Below are 19,498 nucleotides of genomic sequence, written 5' to 3' on the forward strand. Positions count from 1 at the left end.
TACGTCCCCTGTAGTATGATGATTTCCGGATTTATATTACACAGTGGACAATAGAAGATCAAAAGAATAGTTAAAATTTCTACAACTCTTTAATTTCTAAGGAACTCTGAAAATAATTTAAATCCAAATTAAGGGACTTCAGCCAATTTAGTGAAAATCAAATCCCAAACTCCATGTCCTAACCGTTCGCCCCGCTGTTCAAATTTTGTGAGCGGCCGCGATAAAGGTCGGGGGGAATATCCTCCATTTTCCTGGGAATTCTTCAAGGCAGGTTCTGCAGATAAAACATCAAGCATGTGTTCAGCATATTCTTGCCAATCTGTTGCGCAATGGATAAATCCACCGGGTTTAATTTTTTTTGAGACTAGCTCAATAAACTCTTTCTGAATTAGTCGTCTTTTATGATGCCTTTTTTTATGCCAGGGATCCGGGAAAAAAATTTGTACCCCGGCAAGCGAATTATCCGGAAGTTGAGTTCGAAATACTTCAACCGCATCATGAGCCACAATACGCACATTAGTTAAATGATGCTCATGCAAGTCAGCAGCCAAACTGCCTACGCCTGCAAGATGAACCTCGATTCCCAAATAATTAAGTTCAGGATTATTTTGAGCCATAGCCAGCAAGGAGGTTCCCATCCCAAAACCTATTTCAACTACTGTATCTGCGGTACGGGAAAATTCAGCAGTTAAATTCCATGGCTTTCCATCCACGTTAAGTTGATAATCTTTAAGCCAAAGTTCCAACCCCTGGCGTTGCCGATTACTTGTCCGACCAGCTCTTAAAACATAACTTTTTATTCGGCGTTGCATAAATCACACTCATCATTTAATCAAAGACGGAATTATATGTTCTTACAAAAATCTTGCAACTAATGCATTTTTTTGGTATAAAACCGCTCTTGTATTTCACACCCGGCTATTTGCCCAGAATTTTACAAAGACTAGCTATTTAAAAAAACCTATTTTGGAGTAACACAATGTCTAGAGTATGTCAGGTAACTGGCAAGCGACCCATGACTGGTCATAAAGTGTCGCACGCTAACAACAAAACTAAAAGACGCTTTTTGCCGAATATTCAGAACCACAGTTTCTGGGTTGAAGAAGAAAATCGATTTGTCACATTGAAACTTAGCACCAAAGGTATGCGCATTGTAGACAAATTAGGCATAAAAGCAGTTCTGGATGATCTCAGAGCTAAAGGCGAAAAAGTATAACTAAGGGGATAAACCATGGCAGCCGTCACTATTAAAGTGAAAATGGAATCCACAGCAGGAACTGGATACTATAAAACTACAACAAAGAACCCAAGAAACCATCCTGAAAAAATGGAACTTATGATGTACGATCCTAAAGTTCGTAAGCATGTTCTTTTTAAAGAGAAAAAAGTTAAATAATAGTTTAAGCCCCATTCTTATGGGGCTTTGCATTTTATTCACAATAAATCCAATTCGCCCCGTTTTCTCCTAGGCTAATTTTGACATTTCTTATTGCCACTTATGAATAAGTTATTAATAATTTTTTTCTTGTAAAACAAAAGTTCCCTCATCATGCTCATCGAATATCCAAAATTTAAAATGTAAAAAAGTTTTGTCACAGTTAACTCTAAATTAACACTGTAGATACTGGATAATCCTTACGAATCGTTTAAACTGATAGTAAATAGCAATGAATACAAAGAGGATTTGCATGAAGCCATCATTGCAACTAAGCATTGGACAGCATTTAACATTAACCCCCCAGTTACAACAAGCAATAAGACTGTTGCAATTATCAACGATTGATTTACAACAAGAAATTCAACTCATTGTTGAGTCAAACCCCATGCTTGAGGCAACCCCGAATGAAGACAAAGCAGACCTGGATTCTCCGGAAGCCCCCCCACAAAATACTGATGAGCCTTACGATTTCCAATGGTCAGAATTGTACCAAAGTCCAAGTAAGCGAACTTTTGAAGATAATGATTATAATTTTGATAACTTACATTGCACTACAACAAACTTACAAGACCATCTCAGGTGGCAACTGGAACTCTCTCCCATGAGCGACATCGACAGGGCGATAGCAACCGCAATTATCGATGCAGTGAATAGTGATGGTTTCCTGACGATGAGTGTTGCAGAATTGCATGCAAGCCTCACCAGTGATGCCCATCCCCTGGATTTGGATGAAATAGAAGCGGTACGGCATCGTTTGCAGTTATTTGATCCTGTAGGGTGTGCCTCCGTAAATTTGGCTGAAACCCTCCTTGTACAACTGGAGCAATTGTCTTTGGATGCCGAAACTTTAGCACTAATTAAAAAAATTATTTCTGAAGACATTGAGCTGCTGGCGCAACATAACTACAAACAATTAATGAAGAATCATCAGGTTACTGAAAAAACGATCGATAATGTCTTGAAGACGATTCAAGGATTAAATCCAAAACCCGGAAATTTAATTCACGAAGACATTACCGAATACATCATCCCTGACTTAACAGTTAAAAAAATAAACAATAAATGGAAAGTGCAACTGAACCAAAATGTACTCCCGCATTTAAGCATTAATAACCAATATGCTTCTCTGATTCAACGCGCTAATAATAGTGCAGATAATCAATTTTTAAAAAATAACTTACAAGAAGCACGTTGGTTCCTTAAAAGTATACAAAGCCGTCAGGAAACCCTGCTTAAAGTAGCCACCTGCATCATAGAATACCAAAAAGGGTTCTTGGAATACGGAGAAGAAGCAATGAAACCGTTAATTCTTAACGATGTTGCTTCAGCTCTAGACATGCATGAGTCAACTATTTCGCGTGTTACCACCCAAAAATTTATTCATACTCCCCGGGGAGTATTTGAGCTTAAATACTTTTTCTCAAGCCATGTTAATACAAATGCAGGCGACGAATGCTCCTCCACTGCCATTCGTGCCGTAATAAAAAAATTAATTTCTGCAGAGAATAGAAAAAAACCCTTAAGTGACAGTAAAATTACCCAGCTATTGGAAGAACAGGGTATTAGAGTAGCAAGACGAACCGTAGCAAAATATCGTGAAGCAATGGGAATTGCTCCATCTAATGAAAGGAAAATAATTCGTAACTAAATTGAGGACCATGCTTCATCATGGTTCTATGTAATTAGGAGATTTTTTATGCAAATTAACATCACTGGACATCATATTGATGTTACTCCTGCACTCAGAGCATTTACCGAAGAGAAATTGGAAAAGCTGGAGCGTCACTTTGATCACATCAAATCCATTAATGTGGTATTGAATGTAGAAAAATTGCGTCAAATCGCTGAGGCCACAGTGCATGTAAATAAAGGTGAATTACATGCAAGCGCGGAATCGGAAGATTTATATGCTGCAATTGACAGTTTGATAGATAAACTGGAGCGTCAACTAAGCAAACATAAAGAAAAAATTCACCATCAATGATTAGGAAATAATTTCTGGGGTAGCTTTGTAAGCAGCGAAGGGAAATGAGTTTTCGGACTCAACTTTGCTGCTCTTAGCTACACTTAATCACCTCTTTCGATGTAGATTTGTAGCGATATGATTAAAACTAACATTAAGATAATTAATAAATTGGGATTACACGCACGCGCCTCGGCAAAGTTTGTTTCTACAGCAGCAAAATATCAGAGCCACATTGAGGTAACCAGCAACTCACAAACGGTTAATGGTAAAAGTATAATGGGCGTCATGATGCTTGCAGCCAATAAAGGCAGTGAACTCATTTTGGAAATCGATGGCCCTGATGAAGTACAAATGACTGAAGCCTTAACTCAATTAATTAATAATTATTTTGGCGAAGGGGAATAATAAGGATTGAAATCTCATTTTTCAAATCAATCCTTACTCGGACAAATGGGAATTTTCTTCTTTTACTGTTTCATTTCCCTGGATTTTTTCCTTCTCATTTTCTGCAGGGCAAGTAAAGTCATTAATAGACCAGACAAAGCGTAAAGGGTAAAGCTAACAAATAGAACCAATGAGGGATTAGCTGCAATAGCTACAAATAAAATAATCATCACTAACACATAAAGGAATGGAACTTTTCCCTTAAAATCCACTTCCTTAAAACTGTAATAGCGGAAATTAGAAACCATTAAACCTGAAAGAATTAACGATAAAATCGCCGCTAAAATGGTTACAAACAGATTTTGCCACTCATGTTGGTAGCATAACCAGGAAAAAGAGGCCATCACCGCTGCAGCAGTAGGACAAGGCAGTCCCTGGAAATAACGTTTATCAGCGATTTCAAGCTGGGTATTAAAACGAGCTAAACGTAAAGCGACTGCCGCTGTATAGACAAAAGCCACCAGCCAGCCTAATTTCCCTAATTGACTCAGAATCAAACTATAGAATAGTAATGAAGGCGCAACACCAAATGTGACCATATCGGATAAACTGTCGTATTCCGCACCAAATTCAGTTTGCGTATGGGTTAGCCGGGCAATTCTTCCATCCAGGCCATCAGCAATCATCCCAATGAATATAGCAATAATGGAGGCTTCGAACTGCCCCTTCATCGAGGCAACAATGGAGTAAAATGCTGCAAATAAACTGGCTGTTGTAAATAAATTAGGCAGCAAATAAATACCAGAATGACTTTCTTTTTTCATTCCCAATAACCTTCAAAAAAAATGCCAAATAAAAGATGTAGACATAATAGGGATAAAAAATACTTTTGCAAATCAAATTTAACACAAATTTTTTTCCATAAAATGAGTAAATTTCCGTACAGAGCTCCTCATATGATGTTATACTTAACACTCTGTGTTTAAGTTGTATAAAGATATGGCTACACCTGAAAGTAAAACAATTATTATCGAAGGAATAACCTCCCAAGGTAAAACCTTTCGCCCCAGCGACTGGGCGGAACGCATGAGTGGTTCGCTGGCAAGTTTTAAAAACAGTCGTATTCATTACTCTCCCCTATTACGCCCCAGCGTAAATAGTGAAGGATACCAGTGTGTTTTGCTTGATCCTAAACTTAAGGAATCAAGTCCCTTGTTATATCAATCCATTATGGATTTTGCCAAAGCAAATAATCTCAGGATTTGTGGAGAGGAGGACCAGGATAACTAATATCCTTGACTTGATTTAATCACCATACTCCAACTCACAATAGCATTCATTATATAATTTAACATGGCTATGGTATTATCAAAATTCATTGCCAATACTCCGGCGATTATAAATGCCAAGCCTTTCGGCCCATGCTGAGTTCCAGGTTGACTGGCATGTGCAACCAACACAGTTCCGCGAACAAACCACAAGACTCCCGCAGTTTGAATTACCAAACCCATAGAACTGAATATATTCGAAGGATTATAGGACGTATAGGTTAAAACATTACCGACGCCAAAAGTTGTATTGGCCATAGCATTTAAAACGGTAGGCAAATAAAGCAGTCCAGCTCCCATGAGCAAATACATCACCGGAGTAAACATTTTCTCTTGGGAAGAGGATTGGGCTCGATGATCAGCTATTTTCCTGAACTTGGCAATCGCGGTCATAAAAAATAAAATACCCAAAACATACGCCCCACCAGTAATTAAGTGCTGTACCGGGTACAAAGAACGGCTAATATTGCCTATAATAGCTATTAGATCAGGTGTATTCATAATTTAATTATATGCTGCTAAAACTTGTAATGCATAATTTTTTGCTTATTATTGATCTCCGTTCCGAGTTATAATCTCAGATTTTTACAATAAAGTTGATATCCGTCATGCAAATAAACACATTTCCCATTACTTTAAAAGAATCTTTTATGATCTCTCCTAAAGTAAAGCACTTCATTTTTAGTTGCGAGGCAACCCCACATTTTAATTATTTACCCGGACAATTTATTACTATTCATTTTGAACATCAAGGAAAACCATTAAAACGCAGTTATAGTATAGCCAATACTCCCAAAATGGATAATCAAATTGAACTCGCAGCAGGTTATTTTGCGAATGGCCCAGGTACCGAGTTCCTTTATAATTTAAAACCTGGTGATGCGGTACAGATTAGCGGTCCTTTTGGGAGATTAACAATCAAAGATGAAATCCCTGGCCGATTTATCCTGGTAGCTACCAGTACAGGAATTACACCCTATCGGTCAATGATTCCTAAACTTGCCCAGCTTATGGAGCAGCATCCTGAACTGGAAGTAGTTATTCTTCAAGGCGTACAAAGACGTGAAGAAATTCTTTATGGCGATGAGTTTTTGGCTTTTTCGCAAAAATATCCGCGGGCCTCGTTTAAGCCCTATTTGAGCAGGCAACCTGCGAATGAACTTAATGAAAAGGAATTTAGTGGGTATGTACAACATGCATTTCCCTCACTTAATCTTAATCCGCAGCGTGATGTGGTTTATTTGTGTGGTAATCCCGGTATGATTGATGAGGCATTTAATTCTCTAAAACAGCAAGGTTTTGCCATGCAACAGATTATCCGCGAAAAATATATATCTAGATAATAAACAATCAGGAGCAAATACAAATGAGTTATGAAGAGTTATCCAACACCATGGAGCTTATCCTGCAAGAAGGTAAAGGAATATTGGCTGCAGATGAAAGCAATTCCACCATAGGCAAGCGTTTTGCCTCAATAGGTCTTGAAAATACAGAAGAAAACCGCAGAGATTACAGATTATTGTTAGCAACTACACCTGAATTAGAACAATATGTGAATGGGGTTATTCTATTCGAAGAAACCTTTACCCAGACAGATGAACACGGAACCCCTATAGCTAAATTGTTTGCCGATAAAGGGATTGTCCCCGGTATTAAAGTAGATAAAGGTTTGGTTCATTTGGCAAATACTGAAAATGAGAAAGTCACTCAAGGCCTGGATGGGTTGCCTGAACGCTTACAACACTTTAAAAAATTGGGTGCACGATTTGCCAAATGGCGAAATGTTTATTCCATTTCTGAATTTGCTCCCAGTTTAACCGCAGTAAAGACAGGGGCAGAAAATTTGGCTCGTTATGCTGCAGCGTGCCAGGAAGCAGGAATTGTTCCTATCGTTGAACCGGAAGTACTTATGGATGGCGATCACTCTATCGAGCATTGCGCGGAAGTATGTGAAATTGTTCTTCATGAGTTATTCCATGCTTTATTTATCCATCAAATTGAATTAGAACACATTATATTAAAACCCAGTATGGTAACTTCCGGTAAAGCCCATAATCCTTTCAGTGCTCCTGATGAGGTGGCTGACTACACTATCGGTGTATTCCGTAATAACGTACCTGCTGCAGTACCCACCATCAACTTCCTGTCCGGTGGCCAAACACCGCAACAGGCTACAGCAAATTTAAATGCGATTAACAGCATCGATCACCAGCCATGGCTACTCAGTTTCTCTTTTGGCCGAGCATTACAAGAAGATTGTTTAAATGCCTGGGGTGGAGATAAAGCAAATATTGCTAAAGCACAAGAAGCTTTATTGAATCGGGCCCGCTTGAATAGCTTAGCCTGTGTTGGTGAGTATAATAGCAGTATGGAATAATATTCTTTGTGGAGTTGATCATTGAGATAAATGATCAACTCCACAAAGTCCCTGAAATTTATCGCAGCATCGAGTGATTAACTGGAGTAAGCGAGGCCAAATCCTTTTGAACGGGTTCTTGACCTGCTGCACCTTCATTCAGCTGCAATGCTGACTTCATGATGAAAAAGCAATTTTAGGAATAAACATGAATAAGGATTTTTTACGCTATAAATTGCGTTTTATAACCGTTGCATTATTGCTTGGATATGCGTTTTTGCATTACACGCTTACGCATCCTTTTGTTGATACCAGTTTTGAACAGATAGGTAATTTCTCAATACGTTTTCCCTATGCCCAACGAGTATTAATTCCCATTTTAGTCTATCCCCTTTTATTTTTACCCATTAAATCAGGCAATTGGTTTTTTTTAGTGGAATGCCTGTTTACCGGTCTAATGTATGTGGGGATATATCAGTTATTAAGATTTGAGTTTAATACCCGTGCATCTCAGCTACTAGGCTGGTTATTCATTTTACTTTTGCCCTTAATCACGATAATTAATTACCGTTTTACCGTGGGAGGAGTTGCCACTTTCTTTTATCCTTCCGATACTCCGGCTGTTTTCTTTACCGCATTAGGTTTTTTATGGTGTCTGCAGGCCAAATGGTTTTATTTTATTCCTTTAGTTTTCCTGGCAACGCTTAATCGGGAAAGCAGTATTTTATTGGTATTGCTCATCCCTATTTTGCATTGGCAAAAGATAAAACAATTAGTTAAACCGCTGTTTTTCTCCCTCTTTGCCTATATAGGGGCGCGGATAATCGTTATTAGCAGTCTGGGCGCGATACCAGGGAAACTGGTAGAGTGGACGGATATCAATTCTAATACCCATTTTGCGGCAAACCTGCAGTGGCTGTTTACTGATCATAATTTGTTGATGTTTTGCTTTTGCTTTGCTGGATTACCGTTGTTTTGGTTTGGTTTCTATGATTATATTCCCAAAATCTATCGGCCCCTACGTTATTTAGTCGCCGTATATTTTATAGGCTTACTTTTTATCGGCAATTTTATGGAGCCGCGTATTTTTAGTGAAATTGTAGTATTGCTTTATTTGCCTGTATGCATTGGGATTCGTAACTGGTATACAGGATTTTCCTCTTTTGAAGAAGAGAATGCGTCTAAAAGTTCCCTTTATTTTTTAAACCGGTTTTTCATCCTGATTTTTTTTACTCTAATCCTTATCTTTAATAGGCCGATAAATCAAATGCTCCTATGGTATTTAGACTCTATCTATTCCTCATCGAGTTAATCTTTAATTAACTCAAAACGTGCATACAGGGGCAAATGATCGGAAAGCATCCGCCAGGGCTTGCCATGCAAACACGCTACTTCTTGAACTTTCATTCCACGAAAATAAACACGGTCTACACATAGTGCAGGTCTGATTGCAGGGAATGATCGTGCATGCTGTCCTTCCACTGAAACAAAAGCTTCTTCTATATTTAGGTTCTCCGCCAAGGGTTTGGAAATGATAGTCCGCCAATCATTAAAATCCCCCGCCATCAGCAACGGTTCATTGTGCGGCACTACATCCTTAATCCTTTGCATTAAAGTATTACATTGCACCGTGCGTTCGGCTTTAAAAAGACCTAAGTGGACGCATAATAAGTGAATAGTGATATTATCCAGTTTTAGTTGCGCGTGTAATATTCCTCTGGAAGCCCTGCGAATGTTTGCAAGATTAATATTTTCAAACCGCTCAAAGCCATATTTGCTTAAAATAGCATTTCCATGATGCCCAGATTCATACACAGCATTTTTTGCATACACATAATGCGGCCATATGTTTTCAGCAATATATTCAAATTGGGGGGAATCAGGCCAGGCATTGATTCGTTTTTGCCGCTTTACGTGCTCGCCTTGGACTTCTTGTAAAAAGACAAAATCCGGATTCAGGCTGGTAATTGCCTCACGCATTTTAGGAAGCAAAAAACGCACAGCCCCAAGACCAAATCCTTTATGAATATTATAGGTTATTAAGGAAACGCTTCGTACCTCTTCTTGCATAGTTTACTCTTTTCAAATTCTTGTAATAAGCATAACACTAAACAGATATAAAAATTACTGACGCTATTTAAAGGAGCGTCACTTGCCCAAAGGTAAGCTAATCTTTGCATTGGTTGAAATTCAAGGAGATGATCCTCCTCTAATCAATTATAGCCTTCCTGGTTGCACTAGAGATATAATGATTGCCAATAAAAATTATAAAAAGCAGGTAAAATGAAAAACCTAACGCTTAAAATTCCAGGCTTTTCTATAGCTTGCAAAGTATGGGGAAATCCTGATAAACCCGCTATTCTTGCTCTTCATGGTTGGCTGGATAATGCAAATAGCTTTGCTCCCCTTGCCTCCTATTTAAAAAATGATTTTTATTTTGTAGCCGTGGATTTGCCGGGACATGGTCATTCCTCCCATCTACCTGAAGGGTGTCATTATCATTTTTTTGATGGAATATTCATTGTTATTGAAGTTCTCAATGCCCTAAAAATAGATAAAGTACATCTATTAGGCCATTCCATGGGGGCTTGTCTTGCAAGTTTAGTAGGCGGTGTTGTTCCAGAACGATTTCATTCCCTAGTTTTGATTGAAGGATTAGGCCCATTTTCCCATCCGGCAGAAACTGCATGTGAACAATTAAGGGAATATGCGCATTATCTTACTCGGGAAAACAAAAAGCCTAAAGGTTATGACCATATAAACAGCGCTGCCCTCGCCCGTGCTTTTAAAGGATACGTTTCTTTGGATATTGCAAAAATACTTTGTGAACGCGGTTTGATAGAACAAAAAGGGAAATTTTACTGGCGACATGATTCGCGTTTACTGGTTCGTTCACCTTTGCGCATGACCGAAGAGCAAATACTCTCTTGTTTGCAGGAAATCACAGCAAAGACATTTTTACTTTTATCCAGCAGAGGCTTTGCTTTTGATACCGAACAAATTAACAACCGCATTAAAGCAGTAAAAAATCTTGTCCTTAAAAAGCTTGATGGTGGACACCATATACATATGGAAGAGCCAGAAGTTATAAGTAAACTTCTGGCTGAATTTATGCGTACCGATTAGTTTGAAGTACAACCGTCCATATTGGTTACGATTTTAACTTCATTTAATGACTTTTTAACATCACATACTGCAGTTGCAGGATATCTCACATGGTTTGGATCAGCTGCCACCAAATCATTAATAGCACTAACCAGACCCTCACCGCCTTCATCAAAGTTTGAATAAGGTGTCCAGTAATCCATGTTGGCTTTAACCATAACATCGAAAGCTAAACGAGTATTCCAACTGGGTTGATTTGCCATAATGTAGAATAGATGGTTGTATACCCCACTGGAATAATGAACATCCAGACCACCATAATATTCGTCAGCAGTATCAATAGACTCACCATCTCGGCTTGGCAAATCCATATAACGTAATGCATCATAGCCGCTGTCTTCTTTCATGATCTCGCCACCAATTTGCCAGGTGCTTTTATTTACAGAATAATATTCAGCTGCTTGAGCTGCCATATCAGAGAATGCTTCATTCATACCTCCTGACTGGCCATAATATTCGAGATTGGAATGCTGTTCGGTAAACCCATGGCTGATTTCATGAGCAGCTACCCCCAGAGATACCAATGGATACATCATCGTATCACCATCTCCAAAAGTCATCTGCTGGCCATCCCAATAGGCATTTTCATAACCTTCACCGTAATGAACCCGCATAACCAATTTCATCGGCGAGCCATCCGCGTTGCTTAAGGCATTGGTGTTGTACCAATCCTGATACATATAATGGATCACATGACCCGCATATAAGGCATCATTCGTTGGAGAGGCAGCCCCATTTTCTTTATCGTATCCATCTCCTTTATAGCCGGTAAGATAAATACCTGCGTCATTTGCTGAGCAATTAAACTTCATGGCTCTACTACGGGAACTGTATTTATGGTCCATATCAATGACTTTAACAGCAGAATTTTCCATAAAGCAGGAGGAAAGATGAGAATCACGAGTTATATCAAGATAGGGCAAGTCACTACCGTATTGAATAAAACCTATTTTGTTATTTCCACCAAAACCAGATCCTTTAACAACATCGCGACTTTGAGTTTTTATATCATTCCACTGTACAAAAGCCTGGTTTGTTTTGGCATCAATAATCGCAGTTGGACGCTCTGGAATTTTATCTTTGTGAGTAACCAAGGCACTCACTTTATAAGCCCAATGCGCTTTATGCTGGGAATCGATGTAAACCATAGGAATAACTTTGCCTTCACTTACCTCTTTACCTGCATACTTGGCTTTAAATAGCTCTAAGGCTGTATCAGCATTTTTTACAAAAGAAGCATCGGGTTGACCTAATTCAGTCTGCAATCCTTGATAAACAACCCCATTCATGGAAACATTTTCCTGTGCCTTTCCTAATGATTTTACAGTATGCATGCTGTGCATGATTGCATACCCGCCATAGACAGGAAATCCTACGTATTGTTGTTGCATACGGACGTGAGTTACTTTATTAACGTCAGTATGTTCACTAACGAATTGTAAACTGTCTTTAGCAGCTGAAATACCTTGAATCGTTAAAGCAAACTTTTGCTTTACTTGGTTAAGAGATGCCTTCTGTAAAGGCATAGGTTCTGCAGCTCTCGCAGAGGATGCTATTCCTAAAGCCAGAGCGACAGCTAATGGAGACAAATAGTAATTATGATGCATTGAAACCCACTCCTTATTGCAACTTAACTAAATTGAAAGCAACTCATCAATCGAACCCATTAATCCATAAATCAAGCCACAGAAATAACTTGACGGGATCGACTATGAGTTACACCTGAAGAACACCCAAAAAAATTCTAAAAACTAATCCAAACTAGCATAATTTTGGTGTTTTTGAAATTATTATTTATGGTCTCATTTCGAACCTATTTGAAAATATTGAGGAGTGGATGAAAAAATATATTCCTCATTTCTTTTTCAGGATGTGAGAAAATAAAGAGCGGTCTATTGAGTTATCGTATCTTGGTAATACCAAGCAGCCACGGCGCTTAGGCCAAGTACAAGTAAAATTACAGCCAATGAGAGCTGACCTTGTATTTTGATCAATGCAATTATGCCGCTGGTTAAGGCCGCGGTTAAATCTTGCAAACTTACATACAAAGCAGCCACTGTGCCGGCAATTTGTGGAAACGGGTGAAATACTCCTGAAAAGGCATTAATAAAAGTAAATCCTGCTCCCATACTGAATAAAGCGATGGGAACCATAATTGTTAAAACATTCGTGATTCCCGCAAGGGCAAAACTGAGCATAATCCCTCCCCCGCTGAGCATTAAAAACACACCAATGAATAACATGTACGGAACTCCTTTATGCATTACTAATTGACTGTTGATGACGCCGCTAAGACAGATTGCAACAGCAATAAAAATAGACAATTGGCCATACTCTAAAGGACTTAAACCCAATACATTTTGAAACAAGAAGGGAGCAATAGTCAGATAAGCAACCAAACCGGCGCATGCAAAGCAAGCACATAAAGTATACCCTAAAAAAATTTTTGATTTTAATAAAGCCAGATAATTGTGCTGGATGACTCTTATTTTCGTCGCATCAGGATTAAGATTTTTATTTGTCTCAGGTAAAACCCAAAGGATAAAAATCCAGAAGGTTAGACCCACTATGAAAATAAATAAAAAATTTGCCCTCCATCCGAAGTGCTCTTGAATAAATCCACCCCAAATAGGGGAGGCGACTAAAAGAAGGGTACTTGCCATACCCACATAGGAGCCTATTTTTGATAAGTATCGGTCAGTGAACAGATCCCGGATCAAAGAACGACCAACCGAGCTGCATGCACCAATACCAAAGCCTTGCAAGAACCGTCCCAGGGTTAAAATCGCCACTGAAGGAGCAAGTAAACAGCACAGACACCCGAAAACACTTATTCCAATCCCATAAATCAAAGGCAATTTTCTACCAATCTTATCAGACAAAGGCCCAAAGAAAATGTGGGAGACTCCGAGCCCAAACATAAAAATAAACACGGTAAATTGAATTGAGGATTCTGTAGTATGAAACGATTTGGTAATGGCAGGAAGTGATGGAACATATTGATCAATTGAAATTTGCACCAATATCATCATCATAAAAATAACAAAATAGATTGCAGGATGTACTTCCTGCTTTTCACCCATTTCCGGCATCAAAAATTCCTTTTTCCAAAAAGCTGAAAAAAAATGTCTTTTTCCGTTAAAATAACTTCTTCTTTATCTAAAGTTAAAGTTTAGGTTACTGTTCTTAAGCTCGCAAATTTTTCCCGCGTCCCTTAATGATAGAAATATAAAAAGCGGAGAACATGTAGATATCCTCGGAGATATATGGACAATTTTCGGAAGATCAGGCAAAATCTGGCAAAATTGTTCGAACTAACCAAATTATGAAAAAAATTCTGGTTTTACATGGACCAAATTTAAACCTTCTTGGAACTCGAGAGCCTTTAATTTATGGAGCCATGACGCTGGATGAGATCAATACACTTTTAATCAAAGAAGCACAGCAAGCTGGGTTTGAATTAACCTGTTATCAAAGCAATTCTGAAGCTGATTTAATTAAAGCAATTCATCAAGCAGGTATCGACAAAATAAATAACATAATTTTTAATCCCGCAGGATTCACTCATACCAGTGTAGTCTTAAGGGATGCTTTATGTGCGGTTGCCATCCCGTTCATTGAAGTGCATATCAGCAATATTTATTCCCGAGAGCCTTTCCGCCACCATTCCTATTTTTCTGATATAGCAACAGGCACCATCAGTGGTTTGGGCGCGCAAGGGTATTTATTAGCATTAACATCAATTATTGAAAGAGAATCAAATAATGGACATTCGTAAGATCAGAAAATTAATTGAATTGCTGGAAGAAACCGGCATTTCTGAAATTGAAATTAAAGAAGGTGAAGAATCGCTGCGCCTAAGCCGTCACAGCAGTATTCCTGCGGTGGAAGCTCCTCAGGTTCACTATGTTTCTACCCCCGCACCGCGCCAGGAGTCACCTCCAGCTATGAACAGCGCCCCTGTTTCTGCACCGTCTGCACATCATGAAAGCAAGCCTGTGCCTACCGCTGCAGGGCATAAAATACGTTCTCCCATGGTAGGTACAATGTATACTTCCCCGGCACCAGAAAGCCCCCCTTTCGTATCTTTGGGTCAAACTGTCAAAGCAGGTGATGTATTGTGCATTGTTGAAGCAATGAAAATGTTTAATGAAATTGAAGCGGATCGCGCTGGTAAAATCGTAGAAATACTTGTCGCTAATGGAGAACCTGTAGAGTACGATCAGGTCCTGTTTGTTATAGAATAGAGGGTGCATTCATGCTCAGTAAAATTGTTATTGCCAACAGAGGTGAAATTGCTCTTCGTATTTTACGTGCGTGTAAAGAACTGGGCATTCAAACTGTAGCCGTCCACTCAGATGTGGACAAGGATTTATTACATGTTCGCCTTGCTGATGAAACGGTATGCATAGGGCCTGCCCCAGCACAAAAAAGCTACCTCAACATTCCAGCCATTATTTCTGCTGCTGAAATTACTGATGCGGTAGCAATTCACCCTGGCTATGGTTTTCTTTCCGAAAATGCTGACTTTGCTGAAATAGTAGAGCAAAGTGGCTTTCATTTTATCGGCCCACGAGGCGATACTATCCGCCTTATGGGTGACAAAGTTTCTGCTATTAATGCGATGAAAGCAGCCGGAGTTCCCTGTGTACCTGGCTCAGACGGACCTTTGTCCGATGATGACCATTTGAATCTGGAAATTGCCCGAAAAATCGGCTATCCCGTTATCATTAAAGCTGCTGGCGGCGGCGGTGGTCGAGGCATGCGCGTTGTTCACAGTGAAGCGAGTCTGCTTAATTCCATTGCGCTTACCCGCAGCGAAGCAAAAGCCGCATTTAATAATTCTACTGTCTATATGGAAAAATTTCTGGAAAATCCCCGTCATGTGGAATTCCAGGTCCTCGGAGATGGCCTTGGTAAAGCCATACATCTGGGCGAACGCGATTGCTCCATGCAAAGACGCCACCAAAAAGTAGTAGAAGAAGCCCCCGCTCCGGGAATTACCCCTGAGCTCAGAAAAAAAATTGGCGACTCTGTTATCAAAGCCTGTCAGGAACTCAAATATCGTGGTGCCGGAACTTTTGAATTCCTGTATCAAGATGAATGTTTTTATTTCATTGAAATGAATACGCGCATCCAGGTTGAACATCCGGTTACGGAAATGATCACCGGAATTGATTTGATTAAAGAACAAATCAAGATTGCCAGTGGCATCCCCATGACCCTTACTCAAGATGATATCAAACTGCGCGGGCATGCAATTGAATGCCGAATCAATGCAGAAGATGCCAAAACATTCATGCCCTCTCCAGGAACAATAAAATTATTGCACCAACCTGGCGGCCCTGGGATTCGTTTTGATTCTCATATTTACAGCAGTTATACAGTGCCACCAAATTACGATTCCATGATAGGTAAACTCATCAGTTATGGAGCAACTCGGGCAGAAGCTATTGCCAGAATGCGAAATGCACTCGATGAAATTATTATTGATGGGATAAGAACCAACATTGAATTGCATCAACACATTTTCCATGATCAATCTTTTATTGCTGGTGGGACGAATATTCATTATCTGGAAAAAATGTTGAAGGACTAAATGCTGTGTGGTTTCAATTGAAAATAGAACATTGCCCAAGCCAGCAAATCGAGCTGCTAAGCGAGGAGTTGGAAGAATTCGGTGCATTATCGATTATGCTTACCGATAAAAACGATAACCCGGTTCTGGAACCTGAACCAGGAACAACTCCTCTCTGGCCTGAGGTCATTATTCAAGCCCTGTTTTCAGAAGTGTTTCAGGCGCAGCATACTCGCGATCACATCCAGCAAACTTACCCCGAATTCACCTGTACTTTGGAAGTGTTGGAAGACAAGGATTGGGAAAGAGCCTGGATGGATGATTTTAAACCCCAACGCTTTGGCCAACGCCTGTGGATTTGCCCCACCTGGTCTACTCCGCCAGAACCCAGTGCGGTCAACCTGATGTTAGACCCGGGTTTGGCTTTTGGCACGGGAACCCATCCTACGACTGCATTATGTTTAACCTGGTTGGAACAAGCTGATTTATCCAATAAAACAGTTATTGACTATGGTTGTGGTTCAGGAATACTTTCCCTGGCTGCTTTAAAATTAGGGGCAGCACAACTGCACGCAGTCGATATTGACCAACAAGCCTTACAGGCCACACAAAATAATGCATCAGCAAACGATCTTGACGAGGAAAAGTTGTCAATCAGCCTGCCCGATGAATTATCCAGTCCTGTCGATTTAATTATCGCTAATATATTATTAGCACCTTTAATTACTCTAAAAGAGCGTTTCCAACAATTGCTTAAACCTCAAGGAATGCTCATAGTATCAGGAATACTGGAAGAACAGGCCCCTGAATTGCTTAAAGCTTACGCTTCAATGTTTTGCGCAGTCCATCAGGAAAATCTTAATGGATGGTCCTTATTGGTTTTTAAGCACAAATAATTTTAAATTGAAGTACTACCGCGAAATATATTCTGAGAATTTCGCTTCATTCAGCTTACGATTGTTAAGGAAGTTATTATGGCCCGGGAACATAAATTTTCCACTTTTACCCCCAAAAGAGCGTTACTTAGTGTCTCGGATAAACGTGGCATTGTTGAATTGGGAAAGGCACTCCAACAACAAGGTGTAGAACTTATTGCCACCGGGAATACTGCGGCCCTGCTCAGAGAGCATGACTTGCCCGTTATAGACGTCAGTGAATGTACAGGATATCCAGAAATGCTTGATGGCAGGGTTAAAACCTTACATCCGGTCATTCATGCAGGTTTGCTCGCTCGTGGAAAAAAAGATGAGCAAATACTCAGGGAACACTCAATCAGCACCATCGATTTGCTGGTAATTAATTTATATCCCTTTGAACAAACCATAAGTCGTCCTGATTGCAATTTCAATGAAGCAATAGAAAATATTGACATTGGCGGTCCCGCCATGATCCGCTCTGCGGCAAAAAACCATGCCCACACGTATGTAGTAGTCAAACCTGAAGATTACAACGAACTGATTCACTATCTAAAAACGCGAAAAGTCCCCTCAGATTGGGGATTTGCTCTGGCTAAAAAAGCGTTCGCCCACACAGCAGCCTATGACGCAGCTATTAGTAATTACCTAACCACTTTGGATGAGCAATATACTCCTTGTGGATTCCCCGAGACTCTTACCTGCCAATTTAATAAAAAAATTGATCTGCGCTATGGAGAAAATCCTCACCAGCAAGCTGCTTTTTATATAGATAAAAATATTGCCCCGGGATCTTTAGGGGCAGCTCAGCTAAGCCAGGGAAAACAGTTATCCTATAATAACCTCCTTGATGCAGATGCTGCTTTAGATTGTGTTAAATCCTTTTCCAGCGAAAAAGCCACTTGTGTTATTGTCAAACATGCAAACCCTTGTGGGATTGCTGTTGGAGATTCTTCCTTTAACGCTTATCTCAAAGCATTTCAATGCGATCCGGTATCGGCGTATGGCGGCATAATCGCTTTTAATCAAAAGCTGGATGGGGTGACTGCAAAAACCATTCTCGAAAAACAATTTGTAGAGGTCATTTTGGCTCCTGAAGTGAGTGAAGAAGCCAAAGAAATTCTTGCCGGCAAGGAAAATGTTCGTGTTTTACTAACAGGATACTGGAAACAAGAGGATGCATTTCGATTAAATATGAAAAAGGTAGACGGGGGGTTACTCGTCCAGGAACACGATTCATTCCCCCTGGAAAGTTACGATTTTAAAACCGTAACCCAAGCTACGCCCTCGGATCAACAAATGAATGATCTAATATTTGCCTGGCGAGCCGTGAAACACGTCAAGTCAAACGCGATTGTTTATGCGAGGGAGGCAGCCACAATCGGATTGGGAGGTGGCCAAACCAGTCGGGTTATGAGTGCTCGTATTGGGCTTTGGCAAGCTGAACAGATGGGCTTTGATACTCATGGTGCCGTTATGGCCTCCGATGCATTTATCCCCTTCCCCGATACTGTTGAAATTGCTGCTGAAGCAGGTATTTCAGCGATTATTCAACCGGGGGGTTCCATTAGGGATGCCCAAATTATCGCCTGTGCAGAAGAACATGGAATCATTATGGTTTTTACCGGAGTCCGTCACTTTAAACATTGATGTACGAATACCTGCGGTGTAGTGAAGCCAAGAGCAGTGTGCACTCAGTACACTATGAAGGAAAGGGAGAAATTAGGTGAACACTCTTGTTATTACAGGGATTAGTCGAGGTATAGGGCTTGCAACAGCTCAACTCTTTTTAGCAAATAACTGGTCTGTAATCGGAACATCAACGAGTGGCCATACTCCTCTCAAACATAAAAACTTGAAAATCCATACCCTTAATTTGGCAGACTCCGAGCAAATTAAGCACTTTGCCACCCAGTTAACGAACATAGATGTTTTAATTAATAATGCTGCGGTACTTTTGGAGAATTGGCAGGAGGAGAAAATCAGTCTAAACCAGTTAAAGGAAACTTTTGCTATTAATGTATTTGGGACTATTGATTTAACTGAGCAATGCCTTCCTAAATTAACTCCCCGCGGTCAGATAATTAATATTTCTTCAGGATGGGGTACTTTCAGTTCCAACAGTTCTGCTTCTGTACCGCATTATAAAATGTCAAAAGCCTGTCTGAATATGTATACCTTACTTTTAGCAAAACGGTTACCGGAAATAGTTGTTTCGAGTTTTGACCCAGGATGGGTTAAAACGGATATGGGCACCCTTGATGCACCCAAACCTCCAGCGCAAACAGCACACGAGCTTTACGAGCTGGTCAATAAGAAAAAAAAGAGTGGTTCTTTCTGGCATGAAGGAGAAATTAGAGATTGGTAAA

The 19,498-nt window shown here is 39.9% G+C and carries 21 protein-coding genes and 1 pseudogene; 16 read left to right on the plus strand and 6 right to left on the minus strand.

Features of this window, described 5'->3' with window-relative positions; all coding sequences use genetic code 11:
- Positions 1 to 128: 128 nt before the first annotated feature.
- Positions 129 to 812: a tRNA (guanosine(46)-N7)-methyltransferase TrmB gene (gene trmB, locus KYQ_RS12670; RefSeq protein ID WP_010654634.1), complete on the minus strand. Its 684-nt coding sequence runs from the start codon at positions 810 to 812 to the stop codon at positions 129 to 131.
- 167 nt (positions 813 to 979) lie between these two features.
- On the opposite strand from trmB, the gene rpmB reads away from it, so the two are divergent.
- From rpmB to KYQ_RS12695, 5 genes are all read left to right on the plus strand, one after another.
- Positions 980 to 1,216, plus strand: coding sequence for a 50S ribosomal protein L28 (rpmB, locus tag KYQ_RS12675; protein ID WP_010654635.1), 237 nt, complete (start codon positions 980 to 982; stop codon positions 1,214 to 1,216).
- Between the two features lie 15 nt (positions 1,217 to 1,231).
- Positions 1,232 to 1,396 (plus strand): 50S ribosomal protein L33, encoded by a 165-nt coding sequence (gene rpmG / locus KYQ_RS12680; RefSeq protein WP_003635328.1) that lies wholly within the window; start codon positions 1,232 to 1,234, stop codon positions 1,394 to 1,396.
- A 292-nt stretch (positions 1,397 to 1,688) separates the two neighbouring features.
- Positions 1,689 to 3,086, plus strand: a complete 1,398-nt coding sequence (locus KYQ_RS12685; RefSeq protein WP_010654636.1) for an RNA polymerase factor sigma-54 — start codon at positions 1,689 to 1,691, stop codon at positions 3,084 to 3,086.
- A gap of 48 nt (positions 3,087 to 3,134) precedes the next feature.
- On the plus strand, positions 3,135 to 3,422 hold the full coding sequence (gene hpf, locus KYQ_RS12690; RefSeq protein ID WP_010654637.1) for a ribosome hibernation promoting factor: 288 nt from the start codon (positions 3,135 to 3,137) through the stop codon (positions 3,420 to 3,422).
- 117 nt (positions 3,423 to 3,539) lie between these two features.
- Positions 3,540 to 3,809 carry an HPr family phosphocarrier protein gene (locus KYQ_RS12695; protein WP_010654638.1) on the plus strand — a complete coding sequence of 90 codons (270 nt, stop codon included), beginning with the start codon at positions 3,540 to 3,542 and terminating at the stop codon, positions 3,807 to 3,809.
- Between the two features lie 62 nt (positions 3,810 to 3,871).
- Here KYQ_RS12695 and pssA read toward each other — a convergent pair whose 3' ends face one another.
- Complete coding sequence (pssA, locus tag KYQ_RS12700) at positions 3,872 to 4,612, minus strand: CDP-diacylglycerol--serine O-phosphatidyltransferase (RefSeq protein WP_010654639.1); 741 nt, start codon at positions 4,610 to 4,612, stop codon at positions 3,872 to 3,874.
- A 175-nt stretch (positions 4,613 to 4,787) separates the two neighbouring features.
- Here pssA and KYQ_RS12705 point away from each other — a divergent pair, with 175 nt between their 5' ends.
- Complete coding sequence (locus KYQ_RS12705; RefSeq protein ID WP_010654640.1) at positions 4,788 to 5,078, plus strand: DUF3579 domain-containing protein; 291 nt, start codon at positions 4,788 to 4,790, stop codon at positions 5,076 to 5,078.
- Here the strand turns inward: KYQ_RS12705 and KYQ_RS12710 are convergent.
- Complete coding sequence (locus tag KYQ_RS12710; RefSeq protein ID WP_010654641.1) at positions 5,075 to 5,617, minus strand: hypothetical protein; 543 nt, start codon at positions 5,615 to 5,617, stop codon at positions 5,075 to 5,077. The genes KYQ_RS12705 and KYQ_RS12710 overlap by 4 nt on opposite strands.
- 107 nt (positions 5,618 to 5,724) lie before the next feature.
- Between KYQ_RS12710 and KYQ_RS12715 the strand changes: the two genes are divergently transcribed.
- The 3 genes from KYQ_RS12715 to KYQ_RS12725 all read left to right on the plus strand — a co-directional run bounded on the left by KYQ_RS12715 (position 5,725) and on the right by KYQ_RS12725 (position 8,784).
- The gene (locus KYQ_RS12715) at positions 5,725 to 6,459 is read left to right on the plus strand and encodes a ferredoxin--NADP reductase (protein ID WP_010654642.1); all 735 of its coding nucleotides are present in this window, start codon (positions 5,725 to 5,727) and stop codon (positions 6,457 to 6,459) included.
- Positions 6,460 to 6,482: 23 nt separating this feature from the next.
- The gene (locus tag KYQ_RS12720) at positions 6,483 to 7,493 is read left to right on the plus strand and encodes a class I fructose-bisphosphate aldolase (RefSeq protein ID WP_010654643.1); all 1,011 of its coding nucleotides are present in this window, start codon (positions 6,483 to 6,485) and stop codon (positions 7,491 to 7,493) included.
- A 187-nt stretch (positions 7,494 to 7,680) separates the two neighbouring features.
- Positions 7,681 to 8,784, plus strand: a complete 1,104-nt coding sequence (locus KYQ_RS12725; RefSeq protein ID WP_010654644.1) for a hypothetical protein — start codon at positions 7,681 to 7,683, stop codon at positions 8,782 to 8,784.
- Here the strand turns inward: KYQ_RS12725 and KYQ_RS12730 are convergent.
- Positions 8,781 to 9,542 (minus strand): endonuclease/exonuclease/phosphatase family protein, encoded by a 762-nt coding sequence (locus tag KYQ_RS12730; RefSeq protein ID WP_010654645.1) that lies wholly within the window; start codon positions 9,540 to 9,542, stop codon positions 8,781 to 8,783. The genes KYQ_RS12725 and KYQ_RS12730 overlap by 4 nt on opposite strands.
- A 213-nt stretch (positions 9,543 to 9,755) precedes the next feature.
- Here KYQ_RS12730 and KYQ_RS12740 point away from each other — a divergent pair, with 213 nt between their 5' ends.
- Entirely contained in the window at positions 9,756 to 10,598 is an 843-nt protein-coding gene (locus tag KYQ_RS12740) for an alpha/beta fold hydrolase (RefSeq protein WP_010654646.1), read from the plus strand.
- Here KYQ_RS12740 and proA read toward each other — a convergent pair.
- Positions 10,595 to 12,244, minus strand: coding sequence for a zinc metalloprotease ProA (gene proA / locus KYQ_RS12745; RefSeq protein WP_010654647.1), 1,650 nt, complete (start codon positions 12,242 to 12,244; stop codon positions 10,595 to 10,597). The two genes, KYQ_RS12740 and proA, sit on opposite strands and share 4 nt — an antisense overlap.
- Before the next feature lie 285 nt (positions 12,245 to 12,529).
- Positions 12,530 to 13,744 (minus strand): annotated as a pseudogene (locus tag KYQ_RS12750) (multidrug effflux MFS transporter); the annotation flags it as partial.
- Positions 13,745 to 13,962: 218 nt separating this feature from the next.
- Between KYQ_RS12750 and aroQ the strand changes: the two are divergent.
- The 6 genes from aroQ (at position 13,963) to KYQ_RS12780 (ending at position 19,497) form a co-directional block, all read left to right on the plus strand.
- Entirely contained in the window at positions 13,963 to 14,415 is a 453-nt protein-coding gene (aroQ, locus tag KYQ_RS12755) for a type II 3-dehydroquinate dehydratase (RefSeq protein ID WP_010654649.1), read from the plus strand.
- The gene (accB, locus tag KYQ_RS12760) at positions 14,402 to 14,884 is read left to right on the plus strand and encodes an acetyl-CoA carboxylase biotin carboxyl carrier protein (protein ID WP_010654650.1); all 483 of its coding nucleotides are present in this window, start codon (positions 14,402 to 14,404) and stop codon (positions 14,882 to 14,884) included. Before aroQ ends, accB begins: the two co-directional genes overlap by 14 nt.
- A gap of 11 nt (positions 14,885 to 14,895) precedes the next feature.
- Positions 14,896 to 16,236 carry an acetyl-CoA carboxylase biotin carboxylase subunit gene (accC, locus tag KYQ_RS12765; RefSeq protein ID WP_019350154.1) on the plus strand — a complete coding sequence of 447 codons (1,341 nt, stop codon included), beginning with the start codon at positions 14,896 to 14,898 and terminating at the stop codon, positions 16,234 to 16,236.
- A gap of 5 nt (positions 16,237 to 16,241) precedes the next feature.
- On the plus strand, positions 16,242 to 17,111 hold the full coding sequence (prmA, locus tag KYQ_RS12770) for a 50S ribosomal protein L11 methyltransferase (protein ID WP_010654652.1): 870 nt from the start codon (positions 16,242 to 16,244) through the stop codon (positions 17,109 to 17,111).
- A 78-nt stretch (positions 17,112 to 17,189) separates the two neighbouring features.
- Positions 17,190 to 18,779: a bifunctional phosphoribosylaminoimidazolecarboxamide formyltransferase/IMP cyclohydrolase gene (gene purH, locus KYQ_RS12775; protein WP_010654653.1), complete on the plus strand. Its 1,590-nt coding sequence runs from the start codon at positions 17,190 to 17,192 to the stop codon at positions 18,777 to 18,779.
- A 76-nt stretch (positions 18,780 to 18,855) separates the two neighbouring features.
- Positions 18,856 to 19,497, plus strand: coding sequence for an SDR family NAD(P)-dependent oxidoreductase (locus KYQ_RS12780; RefSeq protein WP_010654654.1), 642 nt, complete (start codon positions 18,856 to 18,858; stop codon positions 19,495 to 19,497).
- The last annotated feature ends 1 nt before the right edge of the window (position 19,498 follow it).

It is taken from the genome of Fluoribacter dumoffii NY 23 (genome assembly GCF_000236165.1).
In the GTDB taxonomy this organism is placed as follows: Bacteria; Pseudomonadota; Gammaproteobacteria; order Legionellales; family Legionellaceae; genus Legionella; species Legionella dumoffii.

What these genes read in the sequence shown, in the direction of transcription:
- trmB (WP_010654634.1), bottom strand. Translation starts at nt 812, where the DNA reads ATGCAACGCCGAATAAAAAGTTATGTTTTAAGAGCTGGTCGGACAAGT.
- hpf (WP_010654637.1), top strand. Translation starts at nt 3,135, where the DNA reads ATGCAAATTAACATCACTGGACATCATATTGATGTTACTCCTGCACTC.
- pssA (WP_010654639.1), bottom strand. Translation starts at nt 4,612, where the DNA reads ATGAAAAAAGAAAGTCATTCTGGTATTTATTTGCTGCCTAATTTATTT.
- accB (WP_010654650.1), top strand. Translation starts at nt 14,402, where the DNA reads ATGGACATTCGTAAGATCAGAAAATTAATTGAATTGCTGGAAGAAACC.
- rpmB (WP_010654635.1), top strand. Translation starts at nt 980, where the DNA reads ATGTCTAGAGTATGTCAGGTAACTGGCAAGCGACCCATGACTGGTCAT.
- KYQ_RS12715 (WP_010654642.1), top strand. Translation starts at nt 5,725, where the DNA reads ATGCAAATAAACACATTTCCCATTACTTTAAAAGAATCTTTTATGATC.
- KYQ_RS12695 (WP_010654638.1), top strand. Translation starts at nt 3,540, where the DNA reads ATGATTAAAACTAACATTAAGATAATTAATAAATTGGGATTACACGCA.
- purH (WP_010654653.1), top strand. Translation starts at nt 17,190, where the DNA reads ATGGCCCGGGAACATAAATTTTCCACTTTTACCCCCAAAAGAGCGTTA.
- KYQ_RS12705 (WP_010654640.1), top strand. Translation starts at nt 4,788, where the DNA reads ATGGCTACACCTGAAAGTAAAACAATTATTATCGAAGGAATAACCTCC.
- KYQ_RS12740 (WP_010654646.1), top strand. Translation starts at nt 9,756, where the DNA reads ATGAAAAACCTAACGCTTAAAATTCCAGGCTTTTCTATAGCTTGCAAA.
- KYQ_RS12710 (WP_010654641.1), bottom strand. Translation starts at nt 5,617, where the DNA reads ATGAATACACCTGATCTAATAGCTATTATAGGCAATATTAGCCGTTCT.
- KYQ_RS12725 (WP_010654644.1), top strand. Translation starts at nt 7,681, where the DNA reads ATGAATAAGGATTTTTTACGCTATAAATTGCGTTTTATAACCGTTGCA.
- KYQ_RS12730 (WP_010654645.1), bottom strand. Translation starts at nt 9,542, where the DNA reads ATGCAAGAAGAGGTACGAAGCGTTTCCTTAATAACCTATAATATTCAT.
- rpmG (WP_003635328.1), top strand. Translation starts at nt 1,232, where the DNA reads ATGGCAGCCGTCACTATTAAAGTGAAAATGGAATCCACAGCAGGAACT.
- accC (WP_019350154.1), top strand. Translation starts at nt 14,896, where the DNA reads ATGCTCAGTAAAATTGTTATTGCCAACAGAGGTGAAATTGCTCTTCGT.
- proA (WP_010654647.1), bottom strand. Translation starts at nt 12,244, where the DNA reads ATGCATCATAATTACTATTTGTCTCCATTAGCTGTCGCTCTGGCTTTA.
- KYQ_RS12685 (WP_010654636.1), top strand. Translation starts at nt 1,689, where the DNA reads ATGAAGCCATCATTGCAACTAAGCATTGGACAGCATTTAACATTAACC.
- aroQ (WP_010654649.1), top strand. Translation starts at nt 13,963, where the DNA reads ATGAAAAAAATTCTGGTTTTACATGGACCAAATTTAAACCTTCTTGGA.
- KYQ_RS12720 (WP_010654643.1), top strand. Translation starts at nt 6,483, where the DNA reads ATGAGTTATGAAGAGTTATCCAACACCATGGAGCTTATCCTGCAAGAA.